This is a genomic window from Pseudomonas sp. MYb60 (genome assembly GCF_002979555.1).
In the GTDB taxonomy this organism is placed as follows: Bacteria; Pseudomonadota; Gammaproteobacteria; order Pseudomonadales; family Pseudomonadaceae; genus Aquipseudomonas.
Genome location: NZ_PCOZ01000008.1, coordinates 19,712 through 37,803, shown reverse-complemented (window position 1 = coordinate 37,803; position 18,092 = coordinate 19,712). Strand labels below are relative to the sequence as shown.

Annotated in this window: 12 protein-coding genes; all 12 read right to left on the bottom strand. The window is 60.9% G+C overall.

What is annotated here, in order from left to right:
- Positions 1–75 precede the first annotated feature (75 nt).
- Positions 76–2,994, bottom strand: coding sequence for a DUF748 domain-containing protein (locus CQ041_RS15255; RefSeq protein ID WP_105523275.1), 2,919 nt, complete (start codon positions 2,992–2,994; stop codon positions 76–78).
- An 87-nt stretch (positions 2,995–3,081) separates the two neighbouring features.
- Entirely contained in the window at positions 3,082–4,098 is a 1,017-nt protein-coding gene (locus CQ041_RS15250) for a class I SAM-dependent rRNA methyltransferase (RefSeq protein ID WP_105523274.1), read from the bottom strand.
- A 65-nt stretch (positions 4,099–4,163) separates the two neighbouring features.
- Positions 4,164–5,033: an oxygenase MpaB family protein gene (locus CQ041_RS15245; RefSeq protein WP_105523273.1), complete on the bottom strand. Its 870-nt coding sequence runs from the start codon at positions 5,031–5,033 to the stop codon at positions 4,164–4,166.
- Between the two features lie 16 nt (positions 5,034–5,049).
- Positions 5,050–6,987 carry an acetate--CoA ligase gene (acs, locus tag CQ041_RS15240; RefSeq protein ID WP_105523272.1) on the bottom strand — a complete coding sequence of 646 codons (1,938 nt, stop codon included), beginning with the start codon at positions 6,985–6,987 and terminating at the stop codon, positions 5,050–5,052.
- A 104-nt stretch (positions 6,988–7,091) separates the two neighbouring features.
- Complete coding sequence (pgi, locus tag CQ041_RS15235) at positions 7,092–8,756, bottom strand: glucose-6-phosphate isomerase (protein ID WP_105523271.1); 1,665 nt, start codon at positions 8,754–8,756, stop codon at positions 7,092–7,094.
- Between the two features lie 212 nt (positions 8,757–8,968).
- A complete protein-coding gene (gene panC / locus CQ041_RS15230) occupies positions 8,969–9,820 on the bottom strand; it encodes a pantoate--beta-alanine ligase (RefSeq protein ID WP_105523270.1) in 852 nt (283 codons plus the stop codon).
- Entirely contained in the window at positions 9,817–10,617 is an 801-nt protein-coding gene (gene panB / locus CQ041_RS15225; protein ID WP_105523269.1) for a 3-methyl-2-oxobutanoate hydroxymethyltransferase, read from the bottom strand. Before panB ends, panC begins: the two co-directional genes overlap by 4 nt.
- 304 nt (positions 10,618–10,921) lie before the next feature.
- Complete coding sequence (gene folK / locus CQ041_RS15220) at positions 10,922–11,407, bottom strand: 2-amino-4-hydroxy-6-hydroxymethyldihydropteridine diphosphokinase (protein WP_105523268.1); 486 nt, start codon at positions 11,405–11,407, stop codon at positions 10,922–10,924.
- A 2-nt stretch (positions 11,408–11,409) separates the two neighbouring features.
- Entirely contained in the window at positions 11,410–12,798 is a 1,389-nt protein-coding gene (locus tag CQ041_RS15215; RefSeq protein WP_105523267.1) for a polynucleotide adenylyltransferase PcnB, read from the bottom strand.
- Positions 12,799–13,494: 696 nt separating this feature from the next.
- A complete protein-coding gene (locus CQ041_RS15210; protein ID WP_105523266.1) occupies positions 13,495–14,925 on the bottom strand; it encodes a sigma-54 dependent transcriptional regulator in 1,431 nt (476 codons plus the stop codon).
- Positions 14,926–14,947: 22 nt separating this feature from the next.
- The gene (locus CQ041_RS15205) at positions 14,948–17,902 is read right to left on the bottom strand and encodes a sensor histidine kinase (protein WP_163001977.1); all 2,955 of its coding nucleotides are present in this window, start codon (positions 17,900–17,902) and stop codon (positions 14,948–14,950) included.
- On the bottom strand, positions 17,886–18,062 hold the full coding sequence (locus tag CQ041_RS15200) for a hypothetical protein (RefSeq protein WP_003176118.1): 177 nt from the start codon (positions 18,060–18,062) through the stop codon (positions 17,886–17,888). Before CQ041_RS15200 ends, CQ041_RS15205 begins: the two co-directional genes overlap by 17 nt.
- Positions 18,063–18,092: the final 30 nt, after the last annotated feature.

Below are 18,092 nucleotides of genomic sequence, written 5' to 3'. Positions count from 1 at the left end.
TGCGACCGACCACAGGGATGTGGTCATTACAGGCCCCGGCATTCGTGTCGGGGCCTGTTCTATTGTGGGGTAGGATTACTCGGCATCCAGATGCATCGGTGTCACAACCCGACCATCCTTCTCAGCCTGGCCCAGCTTGGCGTCAATGAAATACGCCCGATCATCTTCCAACTGGCCCTTATCCACCAGATAGTCCTTGATGGTGCTGGCACGGTCCTGGCCCAGTTGGCGCAGCAAGACATCACTGGCGCTCCAGAACTGGATGACGCCGTCACGCAGCTTCGCAGTGCGGTCGTCGTCTCCCAAGTCTTTCCACTCAGCCGGCGGTTGCTGTTTCAAGCGCGTGCGGTAGATGCCTTCCAGCAACGGCGCCTTTTCCTTCTCTGGTACGACAAGCAATGATGCTTGGGCAGGGACTTTGTCCCCCCGGCGCTGAAGAATCTTGTAGTAGTTGTACTGGTATTCGCGCTCCAGGCGCTCGGCGGCGAGGAAGGGGCCATCGCTGTTGGCGGCGGCTGTGCCTTCAATTTCCAGGCGCAAGGTCGGACGTTCCTTGAGTGCCTTGGCGAGTTTGTCCAAAGCCACCTGGGCATCCTTGCTCAACTCACTGGAGCCGGCCGCAAACGACACATTGCCCAAGTCCTCAGAGCCACCGCCGGATACCAGACCGCCGAGCATCCGGAAGGGCGCCGTGGCAGCACGCACCACCAGGTTGCGCAGGGTTTGCCACACGATCGGCATCACGCTGAATTGTGGGTTGTTCAAGTCACCCGTCACCGGCAGTTCGATGGAAATCTTGCCATCCACGTCTTTGAGCAGCGCAATGGCCAGGCGAATCGGCAAGTCGACAGCATCGGCACTGTCTACCTTTTCCCCCAATTGCAATTGCTCGACCACCACCTTGTTCTCGGCCTTCAATTGCCCTTTGGTAATCACGTAATGCAGGTCGAGGTTCAGGCGGCCCTTGCGGATGCGGAAACCGGCGAACTTGCCGGAGTAGGGGGTGAGGGTGGTCAGCTCGACGCGTTTGAAGCTGGTGGCGATATCCAGCGCAGCCATCGGGTCGAACGGGTTCACGCTGCCCTTGATGGTGACCGGCGCATACCGGTCCACCTTGCCCTTGATATCGACGGTGGCCGGTTTGGCCTGGCGGCTGTCGATGGTGCCGATCTGGCCGTTGAGCTGTTGAATCGCTGTGGCGAAGTTGGGTGTCAGGCTGAAATCGGCAAAGTTGGCCGACCCGTCGTTGATCGCAATCTGGCCGATACGAATACCCAGCGGCTTTTCCTTGCTGGCGGGCTTGGGACTTTTGTCGGCCGGTTGTGGAATCAGCAAGTCATCGATGTTGGTGGTGCGGTCATCGTTGATCATGAAACGTGCATACGGCTGCAGCAGGTTGACCTTGTCGATGGTCAGGCTGTCGCCATGCTGGTAGTTCACGCCTTCAAGCACCAAGCGCTGCCATTTGAGAAAGTCGCGGGTCTTGAGCGTGTCGAGGGTATGCAACTGGTCGACCTGGGCCCGACCGGTCACCTGCAGGGCCAGGGGATCGGTGCTCTTGAGGTTCACGTCGAGGTTGCTGCCGAGCATCCCGCTGCGCAATTCGAGGCGAATAAACGGGCTGATGTAAGCCTGTGCGACACGCAGGTCGATATCCTGCGTGTTGACTTTCAACTTGGCGCTGACCGGGTTGAGGTTAACCTCGCCGCTCGCCTGGAGCTTGCCTTGCTTGCCCAGCCCGCTGTCGATTTTCAGGGTGAAAGGGCTCTGGTTGAGGCTGTCGAAGTTCTGCACATCAACGTTCAGCGGACCCAGTTCCAGCGCCACGGCAGGTTTGACCTGACGATCCGCCAAGTGCACTTGGTAGTTGCGCAGTTGCACGTCCTTGAGCAGTACTTGCCAAGGCTTGCTCGGCGCAACCGGCTCGGCTTTGGGCGAATCGGCGGTTGCCGGCGCAGTGGCGGGCTCTGCTTTCTGGGTGGGTTTGCTCGGCTGGCTGGCGAACAGTTTTTGCCAATCCAGTTGGCCGTCGGCCTCGCGGGCTGCCCAGGTTTCCAGCTTGTTGCTGCGGATCTTGCCGATGACGACCTGCTGCTTGGCCAGGTCCACCGTGGTTTCGCTGACGTCCAGCCGCTCCAGCCGCGCCAGCGGTCGGCCGTCCGGCGCCTTGATGGCAAACGGGGCGATGCTGGCGGCGGTGTTGGTCAGGTTCAGCTCCGTCTCTTTGGCCAGGCTGAACCTGTACTCGGTGCTGAAGTTGAGCACGCCGTCTTCAAGTACCAGAGGCAATGCGTCACGCACATAGGGCCACCAGGCTTTCATCTTGCCGTCGGTGACTTTCAGCGTACCTTCGGAGGTGATGGGCACCAGGCTGAAATTGCCTTTCCAGTCGATCTGCCCACCTTCGGGGCCTGCCGCGACCAGCGTCATGTCGGCATTGTCTTCGGGCAGGGTGCTGAGGTTCTTCAGTTCGAAGTCGAGTTTGTCGTAGAGAAATTCGATGGGTTCGCTGGGGCGCAAATCCTCGAAGTGCACATAACCGCCGGCCAGCTTGATGCTGTCGATGCGCAGCGGGAAGGGCTTGGCGTCAGGATCGGCCGGGGCGGGCTCGCTGGGCGGCAGTTTGAACAGCTGCGCCAGGTTCAGTTGGCCGGACTTGTCGAACAGCACTTCAGTCTTGGGCTGGTCCAACTGGACATCGGCCAAATGCAGTGCGCGGGTCCACAGGCTGTCGATCTGCAGGTTGGCATACAGGCGCTCGAAACCGACGTGCTCCTTGCCCGGTTCGCCGATCTTGAGGCCCCAGACAGTCAGTTCGAGGCTGAACGGATTGAGCTCTATCCGTTCGATCCGTGCCGGTACCGTGGCGTACTCGGCCAACTGCTGGTTCGCAATGCGAAGGGCAATGCCCGGCAGAATCAAGAAACCCAGCAAACTGTATAAAGCGAGGGCGGTCAACAAGGCGCCAGCGGCGCGGATCAATCCTTTGGGCATGGGGCGGCGCCATCTATGTCAAACAGGAGTGCCTTTGAGTATGGCACGGGTTTTCGGTTCCGAAGATCCAGGCTCTTGGGAAACGTCCTACAGCTGAAGTATCAGGGTTTTCAGAGGAGGCTGCTGATCCTGCGACGGGAAATCCGCGCCGGGTGTCATGATCTGCCAGTCGCGCACTGGGCGTCCGGCTTTTTCCGCGCACCGCAATACCTGCTCGCGCCAGTCGTCCATGCTGACCTTCGCGAGGTTGTTGCAGCAGATCAGCACGCCGTTCTCGGCGGTGGTCAGCAGTGCAGGTTTGAGCAGGCTCTGGTAGTCGCGCAACAGGTCGACGGTGCCGAAGGCGCTCTTGGCCCATGCGGGAGGGTCCAGCAATACCAGGTCGTACTGGCGCTGCTCCAAGCGTGGATAACTCGGCAGTTTCTGCCCGCGACGCTGGGTGATCGGCAGGCCGGCCAATTGGCGAATGGCCGGAAAGTAGTCGGACTGCACGAATTGCATGGTGGGCAATTGCGGGTTGAGCAAGCCGTTCTCACGTCCCACCGCCAGGTTGCCCTCGGCGAAGTCCAGGTTGCACACCTCACGGGCACCCCCGGCTGCGGCGCTCAAACCTACGCCGCAGGTGTAGGCGAACAGGTTCAGCACACTTTTACCGGCGCTATTGGCCTTGACCCAACCGCGGGTATTGCGCAGGTCGAGGAACAACAGCGGGTCTTGTCCGGCGTGGCGGCCACGCACGCGGTAATTGAGGTCCCATTCGTGGCCGACAAGGTCTTCCAGCGCCTGCGGGGCGGCGCGGTAGACACTGTCTTCGCGGTCCACGCGAGAGTTGCCACGGGAACGGTCGTTGTACACCAGCAGCAATTCCAGGCCCATGTACTGGTTGATCAACTGGTGCAGCTCCAGCAACTCGTCGGTCTGCAGCGACTGATGGAAACTCTGCACCAGCAATTGCGGGCCGTAGCGGTCGATGGTCAGGCCACCCGCGCCTTCCTGGCTGCCATGGAACAGTCGGTAGCAGTCGGTGCCCTGGCCGTGCAGCTCGTTGATCAGGTCTTGACGATGATCGAGGGCGGCGCGCAGCGCCTGATTCAAGGGAGACATGGAGCGCGCCTTGCTGAGTCGATGGGGTAGTGAGGGCGCGGAGTTTAACAGTTATGGGCGCGCAGCTACATCAGCCCCATCCGCCGATGAGCGCGTTGCACCGAACCATTGCGCATGGCCCATCGCAATAATGGCGCACTGCGCTTGACCCCGGCGCGGATCATTTGACGTTGCAGAGGACTCTGGTGTTGCTCAAGCATGGCGCTGGCCCAATCCGGCAGCAGGTCAATGCCCGCCTGCATCATCAAGGCGCTAAAGGGTTTGGCCATCGTGCTGGGGGAGGGCGCGTCAAGCAGCAGGCGCACGACTTCGCGGCTGCGCTCATCGCAGAGCAATTGCGGGCGGATGCGCTCGAGGTAGTCCGAAACTTCCTGCCGTGAACGCGGAACATGCCGCGCCCCCAAACATTCGGCCACCAAGGCGATTTCACTGTAATAGCGATCTTGATCCCGACCGCTAAGGTGCGGGTTGCGATAGCGCAGGTGCGCCGCGAGAAAGTTGCTGACCTCCGCCACATGCACCCAGGTCAATAACGCCGGATCGCTGGCAGCATAAGGCCGCCCATCCGGCGCATGGCCGACCACTTGCAGGTGGATAGTGCGCACTTTTTCGATCAGCCACTCGGCGTCACGTCGCGAGCCAAACGTGGTGCCGGAAATAAACTGCGAGGTGCGGCGCAGGCGCCCGAGCATATCCTGGCGAAAGTTCGAATGGTCCCACACGCCCGCCAGGGCCAGTGGGTGCAAGGCTTGGAGCATCAGCGCACTGATGCCGCCGATCAGCATGCTGCTGAAATCGCCATGGACCTGCCAGCTCACCGAACCCGGCCCAAACAGGCCGGGATCGCCCTTGGGGTTTTCCAGGTCCAGTTGGCCCAGCGATAGGCCGGTCAGGCTCATCAACTGGGTTTCGATACGGCTGCGGATGAATTCCATGGCGACTCAGGGGTTCCTAACGGTTCAGGCGTTTGTCGATCAGGCCGTCCACGACGCTTGGGTCGGCCAGGGTCGAGGTATCACCCAGACTGTCCAGTTCGTTGCAGGCGATCTTGCGCAAAATCCTGCGCATGATCTTGCCAGAGCGGGTTTTCGGCAAGGCCGGCGCCCATTGGATCAGTTCCGGCTTGGCAAAGCTGCCGATTTCCTTGCTGACCAACTCCAGCAGGTGTTTTTTTAGCGCATCACTGGGCTCGACGCCGTTCATCGGCGTGACGAATGCGTAGATACCCTGACCTTTGACATCATGGGGGTAACCCACCACGGCGGCCTCGGCGACCTGGTCGTGCAGCACCAGCGCGCTTTCCACTTCGGCGGTGCCGATGCGATGGCCTGAGACGTTGATGACATCGTCGATACGCCCGGTGATCCAGTAGTCACCGTCTTCATCGCGCCGCGCACCATCACCGGTGAAGTAGTAGCCGGGGTAGGGTTTGAAATAGGTGTCGATCATGCGCTGCGGGTCGCCATACACGCTGCGAATCTGCCCAGGCCAACTGGCTTTGATCGCCAGCACGCCGCTGCCCGCGCCGTGCAATACCTTGCCTTGTTCATCCAGCAACACCGGCTGCACGCCAAACATCGGCTGGGTCGCGCAGCCCGGTTTGATCTGCTGGGCGCTGACCAACGGGCTGAGCATGATGCCGCCGGTCTCGGTCTGCCACCAGGTATCGACAATCGGGCAGCGTTGCCCGCCCACGGCGTTGAAGTACCAATCCCAGGCTTCCGGGTTGATCGGCTCGCCGACGCTGCCCAACAGGCGCAGGCTGGCGCGTGATGTGTTTTCCAGGGGGCCGTGGCCTTCGCGCATCAGCGCACGCAGGGCGGTGGGCGCGGTGTAGAAGATGTTCACCTGGTGTTTGTCGATTACCTGCCAGAAGCGCGAGCTGTCCGGGTAGCTCGGCACGCCTTCGAACATCAGCGATGTCGCACCATTGGCCAACGGCCCGTACACGATGTAACTGTGGCCGGTCACCCAGCCCACATCGGCGGTGCACCAGAACACCTCGCCGTCGCGGTAGTCGAGCACGTATTTGAAGGTCATCGCCGCCTGCAGCAGGTAGCCGCCGGTGGTGTGCAACACGCCCTTGGGTTTGCCGGTGCTGCCGGAGGTGTAGAGGATGAACAGCGGGTCTTCGGCATCCATCGGTTCGGGCGGGCAGTCGTCGCTGGCCGCATCGACAGCCTGTTGGTACCTGAGGTCGCGATGTTCACTCCAGTTCACGTTAGCACCGGTGCGCTCTACTACCAGCACCGTGCTGACATTCGGGCAGTTGGCCAGCGCTTTGTCGACATTCTGTTTGAGCGCCACCGGCTTGCCACCGCGCACGCCTTCATCGGCGGTGATCACGGTGCGGCAGTCCGCATCGAGGATACGGTCACGCAAGGCATCCGGCGAAAAACCACCAAACACCACCGAGTGCACCGCGCCAATACGCGTGCAAGCCAGCATGGCGTAGGCCGCTTCCGGGATCATCGGCATATAGATGCACACGCGGTCGCCTTTATTCACGCCACGGCTCTTCAGCACATTGGCCAGGCGGCTGACGTTTTGGTGAAGCTGGCGGTAGGTGATTTTGTCGGACTGTGTCGGATCATCGCCCTCCCAGATGAAGGCCGGCTGATCGGCACGTGTGGCCAGGTGGCGGTCGATGCAGTTGTAGCTGACGTTGAGCTGGCCGCCGGCAAACCACTGGGCGGCGCCGGTATGGATGTCTGAGTGGTGGACCGTGTGCCAGGGTTTGATCCAGTCGAGAAAACCCTTGGCCTGTTCGGCCCAAAAGGTATCGGGTTGCTCGATGGATTGGCGATAGAGGCGCTGATAGTCCTCTTGACTGAGTTGCGCAGCCCGACGTACGGCATCGGCGGCAGGAAATGTGCTGATATCGAACATGTGCGGTCCTTATTCTTGTTTTAGGGACAAGTCATAAAGATGCACGCAGTGAGGGGAGGGTTCAAGGCCAACGTCCAAACGGACGTTGGCCTCGAGCGACCGGCTTAACCGCGGTGACGGCCGCGGAAGTAGTTGATCAGGCCCTGTGTCGACGCATCGTCGGCCAAGGTCTCTTCGGCGCCGGTCAGGCGGTTATAGACGCCTTTGCCCAGCTCTTTACCCAGTTCCACGCCCCATTGGTCGAAGGCGTTGATGCCCCAGATCACGCTTTGCACGAACACTTTGTGCTCATACATTGCCACCAGCGCGCCCAGGCGGCGTGGGCTGATGCGTTCCACCACGAGGGTGTTGCTCGGACGGTTACCCGGGATGACCTTGTGCGGCGCCAGCTTCTGTATTTCGTCTTCGGCGATGCCCTTGTCGCGCAGCTCGGCTTCAGCCTCGGCGCGGGTCTTGCCGAGCATCAGTGCCTGGCTCTGGGACAGGCAGTTGGCGTACAGCCACTGGTGGTGGTCGGACACCGGGTTGAAGCTGACGATCGGCACAATGAAGTCGGCCGGGATCAGTTGGGTCCCTTGGTGCAGCAACTGGTGATAAGCATGCTGACCGTTGCAGCCCACGCCACCCCAGATGACCGGACCGGTGTCGGTCGCGACCGGGGTGCCATCCTGGCGCACGCTCTTGCCATTGGATTCCATGTCCAATTGTTGCAAGTGCTTGGTGATGTTACGCAGGTAGTGGTCGTATGGCAGGATCGCATGGCTCTGCGCGCCCCAGAAATTGCCGTACCACACGCCCAGCAAGCCCAGCAGGACCGGCATGTTCTGTTCGAAGGGTGCGTTCTGGAAATGCTGGTCCATGGTGTAGGCGCCGGACAGCAGTTCCTTGAAGTTGGACATGCCGATGGCCAGTGCAATCGGCAAGCCAATGGCCGACCACAGCGAATATCGGCCGCCGACCCAATCCCACATCGGGAAGATGTTTTCTTCGCGGATGCCGAAGGCCACGGCCGCCGCATTGTTGCTCGACACGGCGATGAAGTGGCGGTACAGCTCGGCTTCCGAGCCACCCTGGGCCAGGTACCAGGCGCGAGCGGCCTGGGCGTTCTTCAGGGTTTCCAGGGTGTTGAAGGATTTGGACGAAACGATGAACAGCGTGGTCTCGGCACGCAGCTTCATGGTCAGCTCGTGGAACTCGCTGCCATCGATGTTCGCCAGGTAGTGGCAGCGCACGCCTTTGTGGGCGTAGGACAAGAGCGCTTCGGACACCAGCTCCGGGCCGAGGAACGAGCCACCGATGCCGATGTTCACCACGTCGGTGATCGGCTTCTCGGTGTAGCCACGCCACAGGCCGTCGTGGATGCGACCGACCAGGTCCGTGATCTGGTTCAACACCTTGTGTACGTCCGGCATGATGTTCACGCCGTTCACCGACAGCTTGTCACCCACTGGGCGGCGCAGGGCAGTGTGCAGCGCAGGACGGCCTTCGGACGAGTTGACGGGCTCACCGGCGTACAGCGCATCGATTGCGTCTTTCAGGCCGACTTCTTTTGCCAGGCCCACCAACAGGTCACGGGTCTCGCTGGTGATCAGGTTTTTCGAGTAATCGAGGAAAAGTCCGCAGCTGCTCAAAGTGAATTGGGAAAAACGCTGGGGATCGGCATTGAACGCTTCGCGCATGCTGAAATCCTGCATGGCTTGGCGGTGTTGATTGAGCGCTTGCCAGGCGGGCAGAGCGGTAACGTCATGAGGAGTGCGGTAGTACGCCATCGCTGCGGGTTTCCTTTTATTGCGGGGACTGCCTTTAGGACACTTCTAGGCCCGGAACATCCAGTCTTTCATCAAGGAATGGGTTCCAGACAGCGCTAACCATAGCGCAGGGCGATTACATTAAACCTAGCGTGCGAATATGTCTTGGCTTTGTCTGCGCTGTCGCCGGTACTTTTTTATACCGGCGCAGCGGGGAGGGCGTTGGGAGGGGCTCAGCCGAGGTTCAGATGCAGGTTGTCGATGAGTCGAGTAGCGCCCAAATAAGCGGCTACCAGGATCACGATATCCGTGTCTTCGGGGGTGGCGGGGCCCAAGTGCAGGCCTTGGCGCACGTCGAGGTAATCCATGCGCAGCCCGGCCGCTTCTATCGCGCGCACCTGTTCGGCGCGCAGTTTGGCGAAGTCGTGGTCACCGCTCTTGATCGCCGTGGCAATCTCGCTGAGGCAGCGGTACAGCACCGGCGCGATGGCGCGTTGCTCTTCGCTGAGGTAGCCGTTGCGCGATGACAGCGCCAGGCCATCGTCGGCGCGCACGGTGGGCTCGCCAATGATCTGGATCGGCATGTTCAGGTCATGGACCATCGCGCGGATCACCGCCAGTTGCTGATAGTCCTTCTGGCCAAACACGGCCATGTCCGGCTGGACCATGTTGAACAGCTTGCTGACCACCGTGGCCACGCCTTCGAAGTGCCCCGGACGGCTGGCGCCGCACAGGCCCTCGGACAGTTGCGGGACGCTGACACGGGTCTGGCCTGTCATGCCGCCGGGGTACATTTCCTCGACGGTAGGCGCGAACAGCAGGTTGCAACCCGCTTGCAGCAGTTTTTCCTGGTCGGCCGCCAGGGTGCGGGGGTACTTGTCGAGGTCTTCGCCGGCGCCAAATTGCAGTGGGTTGACGAAGATGCTGGCGACCACAAAGTCGGCCTGTTGCGCGGCCTTGGTCACCAGCGTGGCATGGCCGCTGTGCAGGTTGCCCATGGTCGGTACGAAGCCGATGCGCTTGCCGGCATTGCGGGCGTGGGTGACGGCGGCCCGCAGTTCACGTACGGTTTTTACGGTGTTCATGCAGAAAATCCGTGTTCGGCGCCCGGGAAGGTTACGCCTTTGACGTCGGCGACGTAAGCGCTCAAGGCCGCGTGGATGCTGGGTTGGCCGGTCATGAAGTTCTTCACGAACTTAGGAACGCGGCCAGTGATCGACAAGCCCAGCATGTCGTGCAGCACCAGCACCTGGCCATCGGTGGCCGAGCCGGCGCCAATGCCGATGACGGGCACTTTCACGGCCTGGGTGATTTCTGCCGCCAATTCACTCGGTACGCACTCGAGCAGGATCATCGCCACACCGGCTTGTTCCAGGGCGATGGCATCGGCACGCATCTGGCGCGCCTGGGCTTCGTTGCGGCCCTGGACCTTGTAGCCGCCGAGGATATTCACCGACTGCGGCGTGAGGCCCATGTGCGCGCATACCGGCACGCCACGTTCTGCCAGCAAGCGGATCGATTCGGCCAGCCAGACTGCGCCTTCCACTTTGATCATGTGCGCACCGGCTTGCATCAGCTTGCCGGCATTCTGGAACGTCTGTTCGAGCGTCGCGTAACCCATGAACGGCAGGTCGGCGATGATGAACGCGCCATCGTTGCCACGCTTGACGCTGGCGGTGTGGTACGCGAGTTCATCGGTGGTTACAGGCAGGGTGCTGTCATTCCCTTGGAGAACCATGCCCAGGGAGTCGCCGACGAGCAACACTTCAACCCCGGCCTGGCAGCAGGCATGGGCAAAGGTGGCGTCGTAGCAGGTCAGCATGGTGATTTTTTCACCTTTGAGCTTGAGGCTCTGCAAGGTGGTCAGGGTAATGTCTGGCATGAAAAGGGTCCTCGTTCAGGCGCTTGGAAACAGCGAGTAACGCGCGTGAGTCTTCGTTTATACAGGCGCACCGTCTTGAGAGCAGTGCTTATAAGGCCTGGATTGCGCCCTTCAGTGCCGGGTTGGCGGCAGCGGGACGCCTATAGTCGTGAGGAGGGAACGGGAAGTCAATTGGATGTGTTACCGCATTGTTACGCGTGGGGTGTTACCGCTGTTACTGATGCGATTCAGCAGGAAGGACGCGCGTATGACAGCGCTGCGGGCAACGGTGGGAGCTGGCAAACCTGCTCCCTCAGTGACCGCGTCAGTTTTGGGGGATGCGTTCCAGGCCGACAAACGGGCAGGCTGCCAGCAGGTCGCTGAGGCGTTGGCCGTCCGGCAGTTGGAGGTTCCCGGGCGCCAACTCGGCCAGCGGATACAGCACAAACGCGCGCAGATGTATCTGGTAGTGCGGCACCTTCAGGCGCGGCTCGTCGATCAAGTGATCGCCAAACAGCAGGATATCCAGGTCCAGGGTACGTGGGCCCCAGCGCTCAAGGCGCTCGCGGCCCTGGTCGTTCTCGATGGCTTGCAGCGCATCCAGCAGCTCAAGCGGCGCAAGGCTGCTGTCCAGGGCCGCCACCGCATTGGTGTAGCGCGGCTGGCCCGGGAGCAGGGAATCACTTTGATAAAAGGCAGACACGCCGGCGACAGAGGTGCCGGGCAAGTGCGCCAGCGCCTCGATGGCGCTGCGCAATTGCTGGTCGGGGGCCGACAGGTTGCTGCCCATGCCGATGTAGATGCGTTCCACGCTTATTCGCCCGAAGCGTCGGCCGAGCTGCGTTTACGCTTGCTGCCGCTGCGGCGACGCTTCTTCGGGCCTTCGCCATCGCCTTTGCTGCCAAGGTCGCGAATCATGTCGCGGCGTTGGCTTTCATTGGCATCCTGATAGTCGGTCCACCATTCGCCCAGGCCATCGGTCTGCTCGCCGGCGCTTTCGCGCAGCAGCAGGAAGTCGTAGCCAGCGCGGAAGCGCGGGTTGTCGAGCAGCAGGTCGGCGCGTTTGCCGCTGCGGCGCGGCAGGCGTTCCTGCATGTCCCAGATCTCGCGGATCGGCATGGTGAAACGTTTTGGAATAGCGATGCGTTGGCACTGCTCGGCGATCAGCTCGTGCGCAGCCTCCTGCATGGCCGGGATCGGCGGCATGCCACGGTCCTGCAGGCGCAGCACGCGCTTGGGCAGGGCTGGCCACAACAAGGCCGCAAACAGGAACGCCGGGGTCACCGGTTTACCCTGCTTGATGCGCAGGTCGGTGTTGATCAGGGCTTCACTGATCAGCGTGTGGGTATAGGTCGGGTTGTGTTCCAGTGCTTCGGCGCTGGCCGGGAACAGTGGATCGAACAGTTGCAGGTCCACCAGCATTTCGAAAGTGTCGGCGGCATAGCCCGAGAGGAACAGCTTGAGCACTTCTTCGAACAGGCGCGCCGACGGGATTTCCCGCAGCATCGGTGCCAGTTCGCGAATTGGCGCGGCGGTGTGTTTCTCGATACCGAAGTTCAGCTTGGCCGCGAACCGCACGGCGCGCAGCATGCGCACCGGGTCTTCCTGGTAACGCTGGACCGGGTCGCCGATCAGGCGGATCAGGTTGTTGCGAATATCGTGTACGCCATTGGCGTAATCGAGGATGCGCTCGCTGACCGGGTCGTAATACAGCGCATTAATGGTGAAGTCGCGGCGCTGCGCGTCTTCTTCCAAGGTGCCGTAGACGTTGTCACGCAGGATGCGTCCGCTCTCGTTGCGGGAAGATTGGTTGGTGTCCTCCTCTTCATCGTTTTGCGGATGGCCTGCGCGGAAGGTTGCGACCTCGATGATTTCACGACCGAAGTGGATATGCACCAGCTTGAAGCGGCGGCCGATGATGCGCGCATTGCGAAACTCGGCGCGTACCTGCTCGGGCGTGGCGCTGGTGGCGACGTCGAAATCCTTGGGCGTGATATTGAGCAGCATGTCGCGCACGCAACCGCCGACCAGATAAGCCTGGTAGCCAGCGTTCTGCAGGCGTTCAACGATGTTCACCGCATAACGGCTGAATTGAGCGCGCTGCAGCGAATGCTGGCTGCTGTTGAGCACTTCAGGCGTGCTGCGTTTGTGTTGCGTACGACGCAAGGGGGAACGGAATGACTGGAACAACTTCTTCAGCATGGGATGCACTGTTTGAAGGAATGTTCGGCCATAACGAAGAATGACCGCATGATGGGCGGGGATTCTAGCATTTAGTCAGGGGATGGTGTAGGAACAAGCTACAGGCATTGCGCCATAAGCGTTTGAAGGTCAAATCCCGGAAACTACAAGGGGAGCCGAAGCTCCCCCAGAAGTAGTTGCGTGCTCTATTTTTATTATGGTTTCGGGCTTTTTGTTTTTGTTGATCGCCCTCGTCATGAAGCTTCACCTTCATGACACTCCCAATCGGGAGCCAAGAGCAAACGGATTGCTTTGGTCGCTGTGTTGCTGATCTACGATCCAACCAGTTCAGGCTCTGCCTTAGGGCAGTTTTTGTTGTTCTCGGCCTGGTTGCGGGGCAAGCCCCAAATGCAACGCCTCTCCAAAAGAATCAGTTAGCTGCGCCTCCGCCGTGTTGTTCTTGTTATGCGTGAGTCGATTCGTCTTATTTTTATTGTCTTGTACAAAGCTTGTTATTGTTTTTGTACTAAGCATATAGCAGGGTGCGTGCCAACTTTTGCGCCGACCAGCAAATCCGGGGGGTTGGGGTGATTTCGGGTTTTTGACGGGCCAAAAAAAGCCGGGGCTTCGTTACCGTAAGCCCCGGCTTTTGTTACGCAAAAAATCAGCGGTAACAGTTTTTTCACGTCTGAGGGTGTTACTTGTGGGGGAGCACCCTCAGCTTTCGCTGGCCACCCCGGTCTTGCGCCGTGGAATGCCCAGGCGCTGGCGGCGCTCCCACAGGCACTTGCGGCTCACGCCCAGTTTGCGGGCCAGTTCGGTCTCGGTCATGTGGTCCTGATGTTCCAGGACAAAATGCTGGAAGTAGTCTTCCAGCGACAGGTCTTCCGTCGGTTCATGGCTGGTGTTACTGGCGCCGCCTTGCTGCGGGGCCAGGCCGATGAAATCGTCGTCCTCCAGGTCGCTGAGTTCGATGTCGATCCCCAGCAGCTCGGCAGAAATCTCCGGGCTCTCCGACAGGATCACCGCGCGTTCCACCGCATTCTCCAGCTCCCGCACGTTACCCGGCCACGAATAGTGCCGAATGGCCTGCTCGGCATCCGGGGCGAATTTCAGGTCGGTACGGTTGATGCGCGCACTCTGGCGCAGCAGGAACGCGTTGGCGATCTCGTTGACGTCGGCGCCACGTTCACGCAGGGCCGGCAGCTTGAGCGCGATCACGTGCAGGCGGTAATACAAGTCTTCACGGAACTGGCCGATCTTGGCCAGGCTCTTCAGGTCGCGGTGAGTCGCAGCAATCAGGCGCACATCGACTTTCTGCGACTGTACCGACCCCACACGACGAATCTCGCCTTCCTGCAACACGCGCAGCAAGCGCGCTTGTGCTTCCAGCGGCAATTCGCCGATTTCATCGAGGAACAAGGTGCCGCCGTCTGCCGCTTCCACCAGGCCTGCGCGCCCGGCGCTGGCCCCTGTGAACGCGCCTTTCTCGTGACCAAACAGTTCGGACTCGATCAGGGATTCCGGAATGGCCGCGCAGTTCACCGAGATCATCGGCGCCTTGGCGCGCTTGGACAGGTTGTGCAGCGCACGTGCCACCAGCTCTTTGCCGGTGCCCGACTCGCCCTGGATCAGTACATTGGAATCGGTGGGCGCCACCTTGCGGATCTTGCCGTAAAGATCCTGCATCGGTGGGCAGGAACCGATAATGCCGATCTCGCCATTGCTGTTGTCCACACCCGGTTTGTCGGTGGTCTTGCCAGCCGGGCGCGCCTCTACCGGCGCAGTGCTGGCCGACTGGCGATCACGCAGGATGCGGGCCACGGCCTGGAGCATCTCGTCATGGTCGAAAGGCTTGGCGATGTAGTCGACCGCGCCCATCTTCATGGAGTCGACCGCCGAGCGCAGGCTGGCGTAACTGGTCATGATCAGCACCGGGGTGCCTTGGCCCAGCTTGATCAACTCGGTGCCAGGCGCACCGGGAAGGCGCAGGTCACTGACAATCAGGTCGAACGTGGGGATGCTGAAACGCTCCTGGGCTTCCTGCACCGAGCCGGCTTCGCTGACCTGGTACTGATTACGTTCAAGCAGGCGACGCAAGGCAGAGCGGATGATTGTTTCGTCTTCGACGATCAAAATGTGCGGCATTGATTCAATTCTCTCGACGGTCTCAGTTCACAGCGGACGTCGCTTCGACATGACGCGGCAAGGTCACCCGAATACGGGTGCCGCGTTGGCTTTCGGTGTCAGCCGGGCTGTCGATGGTGATTTGTCCATAATGCTCTTCAACGATGGAATAGACCAGTGCAAGGCCCAGACCGGTACCTTCACCTGGGTCCTTGGTGGTGAAGAAGGGTTCGAACAATCGGTCCATGATGTTCTGTGGAATACCGCTGCCCTCATCTTCGACGATCAAATCGACGGTATGTTCGAAAGCCTCGGTCTTGACACGTACTGCGCCGCCCGCAGGGGTTGCGTCGCGGGCGTTGGACAGCAGGTTGATCAGCACCTGGGCCAGGCGTTGCGAGTCACCGTCGACCCAATGTTCGGGGTCGCACAGGTTGAAGAACTGTACTTCGAAATTGCGTCGGTTCAAGGCCAGCAGCCCGATGGCATCCTGCGCCACCTCGGCCAGGCACACCGCTTCGTCCTGGTTCTGATGGGCGCCAGCATGGGCGAAGCTCATCAACGACTGCACGATGCGAGAGACGCGCTTGGTCTGCTCGAGGATCTGCCCGCTGATCTCAGTGATCTCGCCATCTTCCTCGCGCTCTTCGCGCAGGTTCTGCGCCAGGCAGGCGATACCGGTAATCGGGTTGCCAATTTCATGGGCGACGCCCGCCGCCAGTCGGCCAATGCTGGCCAGACGCTCGGAGTGCACCAGCTTGTCTTCGAGCATCTGGGTTTCGGTGAGGTCTTCCACCAGCAATACCAGGCCACTGTTGCCCGGTGCCAAGGGTTCGTCGATAGCGGCTTTGTGCAGGTTGAGCCAGCGGGTCTGGCCGTCGAGCGCCAGGTGTTGTTTGTGCAAGTGCTCGTCGGGGAGGTTGATAAAACCTTGCAACAATTCTTTCCACGGTTCGCCCAGCGTGTTCAGGCGCGAGCCGACCACCCGTTGCGCGGCAATGCCAGTGAGCTCTTCCATGGCCTTGTTCCACATCAGGATTTCTTGATCCTTGGCCAGGGAGCACACGCCCATCGGCAGCTCCTGCAGGGTCTGGCGATGGTAGCGGCGCAGGGCGTCGAGTTCAGCGGCGAGACCGGTGAGGCGTGAGTGGTAATCCTCCAGCCGGCTTTCGATAAAGTGGATGTCTTCGGTCACATAGTTTTCGCCGCCGGCCTTGTACGGCAGGAAGGTTTCCACCATGTCCTGGGACACGCTCGGCCCCATCAGCCCGGACAGGTTGGCTTCAATGCGATCACGCAGACGGCGTAGCGCGTAGGGGCGGCGCTCGTCGAATGGCAGATAGAGATCACGCAGCGCCTGCTCGACTTCCTTCTGCGCCGCCTTGGCGCCCAGGGGCTTGGCCAGTTGCGTGGCGAATTCCTGGGGCGAGGCCGCATGCAATTCACGGCGTTGCGGACGGCGCACGTTATCCACCGCGCAGGCTTCGGCGGCGCTGGTTTCTTCCGGGCTGGCGTTGGTGAACAGCGAGATCAGCGTGAACATCAAGACGTTGGCGGCGAGCGAAGCAATGGCGGCCATGTGCCAACTGGTGTCATCCAGCACATAGATCATGTTCAACAACGGGATATAGAAACCCTGCAGATTGCCGACCAGCGGCAACAGCATGGTGACGATCCACACCAGGATGCCCGCCAGCAAGCCGGCGATGAAGCCCCGGCGATTGGCGGTTGGCCAGTACAGCACTGACAACACGCCCGGCAGGAATTGCAAGGTGGCGACAAATGCGACGATGCCCAGGTTGGCCAGGTCTTGCCCGGCGCCCAGCAACAGGTAGAAGCCGTAGCCGGCCATGATGATCGCGACGATCAGCGCGCGGCGTGTCCATTTCAACCAGCGATAGATATTGCCCTCCGCCGGGGGCTGGTACAGCGGCAGCACCAGGTGGTTGAGCGCCATGCCTGACAGTGCCAGCGTGGTGACGATGATCAGGCCGCTGGCCGCGGAGAGCCCACCGACATACGCCAGCAGCGCCAAGGCCGGGCGGTTGGCAGCAATGCCAATCCCGAGGGTGAAGTACTCAGGGTTGGTGGTGGCGCCCAGTTTCAGGCCGGCCCACAGGATCAGTGGCACCGCCAGGCTCATCAGCAGCAGGAACAACGGCAAGCCCCAGCTGGCGCTGACCAACGAGCGCGGGTTGAGGTTCTCGGTGAAGGTCATGTGGTACATGTGCGGCATCACGATCGCCGAGGCGAAAAACACCAGCAGCAAGGTGCGCCATGGGCCTTCCTGCAGCGGGGTGTGCAGGGCGGCGAGGGCCGTCTGGTTCTGCAGCAGCCACAGCTCCAACTGTTGCGGGCCGTCGAACACGCCATACAACGCATACAGGCCGACGCCGCCGATGGCGATCAGCTTGATCACCGACTCGAAGGCAATCGCAAACACCAGGCCTTCGTGCTTTTCGCGGGTGGCGATATGGCGCGAACCGAAGAAAATCGTGAACAGGGTGATCAGCGCACAGAACGCCAGGGCGACCCGATGCTGCACGGGCTCGCGGGTCAGGATGCTGATCGAATCGGCCACCGCCTGGATCTGCAGGGCCAGCAACGGCAATACGCCGATCAGCATGAACACCGTGGTCAGTGCCCCGGCCCAGGTGCTGCGAAAGCGGAAGGCAAACAGGTCGGCCAGGGATGACAATTGGTAGGTGCGGGTAATCTTCAGGATCGGGTACAGCAGCACTGGCGCCAGCAGAAACGCGCCGGACACGCCGAGGTAGCTGGACAGAAAGCCATACCCGTACTGATAGGCCAAGCCCACGGTGCCATAGAACGCCCAGGCACTGGCGTAGACGCCGAGGGACAAGGTGTAGGTCAACGGATGGCGAATGATCGCCCGCGGAATCATTCCGCGCTCACTGATCCAGGCCACCCCGAACAACGCGGCCAGGTAGGCGGCGCTGATCAGCAGCATCTGGGTGAGGCTAAAGCTCATCGGCATCTTTTTGGCTCTGCAGGATGAAAGTCACGACGATCAGGATCAGCCACAGCAGATACGGGCGATACCAGGCGCCCGTGGCGTCGATCCACCAATCCATGATGGCGGGGGAGAACAGGTAGATCCCGACGACCAGCAGCAGGACCAATCGATAGATGTACATATTGGCCTCTGAGTTAAAAACTGCGGCGAT

Bases quoted from the DNA above. Each gene is read 5' to 3' on its own strand.
- CQ041_RS15250 (WP_105523274.1), bottom strand. From the start codon at position 4,098: ATGTCTCCCTTGAATCAGGCGCTGCGCGCCGCCCTCGATCATCGTCAA.
- panC (WP_105523270.1), bottom strand. From the start codon at position 9,820: ATGAACACCGTAAAAACCGTACGTGAACTGCGGGCCGCCGTCACCCAC.
- panB (WP_105523269.1), bottom strand. From the start codon at position 10,617: ATGCCAGACATTACCCTGACCACCTTGCAGAGCCTCAAGCTCAAAGGT.
- acs (WP_105523272.1), bottom strand. From the start codon at position 6,987: ATGTTCGATATCAGCACATTTCCTGCCGCCGATGCCGTACGTCGGGCT.
- CQ041_RS15210 (WP_105523266.1), bottom strand. From the start codon at position 14,925: ATGCCGCACATTTTGATCGTCGAAGACGAAACAATCATCCGCTCTGCC.
- pgi (WP_105523271.1), bottom strand. From the start codon at position 8,756: ATGGCGTACTACCGCACTCCTCATGACGTTACCGCTCTGCCCGCCTGG.
- CQ041_RS15205 (WP_163001977.1), bottom strand. From the start codon at position 17,902: ATGCCGATGAGCTTTAGCCTCACCCAGATGCTGCTGATCAGCGCCGCC.
- CQ041_RS15245 (WP_105523273.1), bottom strand. From the start codon at position 5,033: ATGGAATTCATCCGCAGCCGTATCGAAACCCAGTTGATGAGCCTGACC.
- CQ041_RS15255 (WP_105523275.1), bottom strand. From the start codon at position 2,994: ATGCCCAAAGGATTGATCCGCGCCGCTGGCGCCTTGTTGACCGCCCTC.
- CQ041_RS15200 (WP_003176118.1), bottom strand. From the start codon at position 18,062: ATGTACATCTATCGATTGGTCCTGCTGCTGGTCGTCGGGATCTACCTG.
- CQ041_RS15215 (WP_105523267.1), bottom strand. From the start codon at position 12,798: ATGCTGAAGAAGTTGTTCCAGTCATTCCGTTCCCCCTTGCGTCGTACG.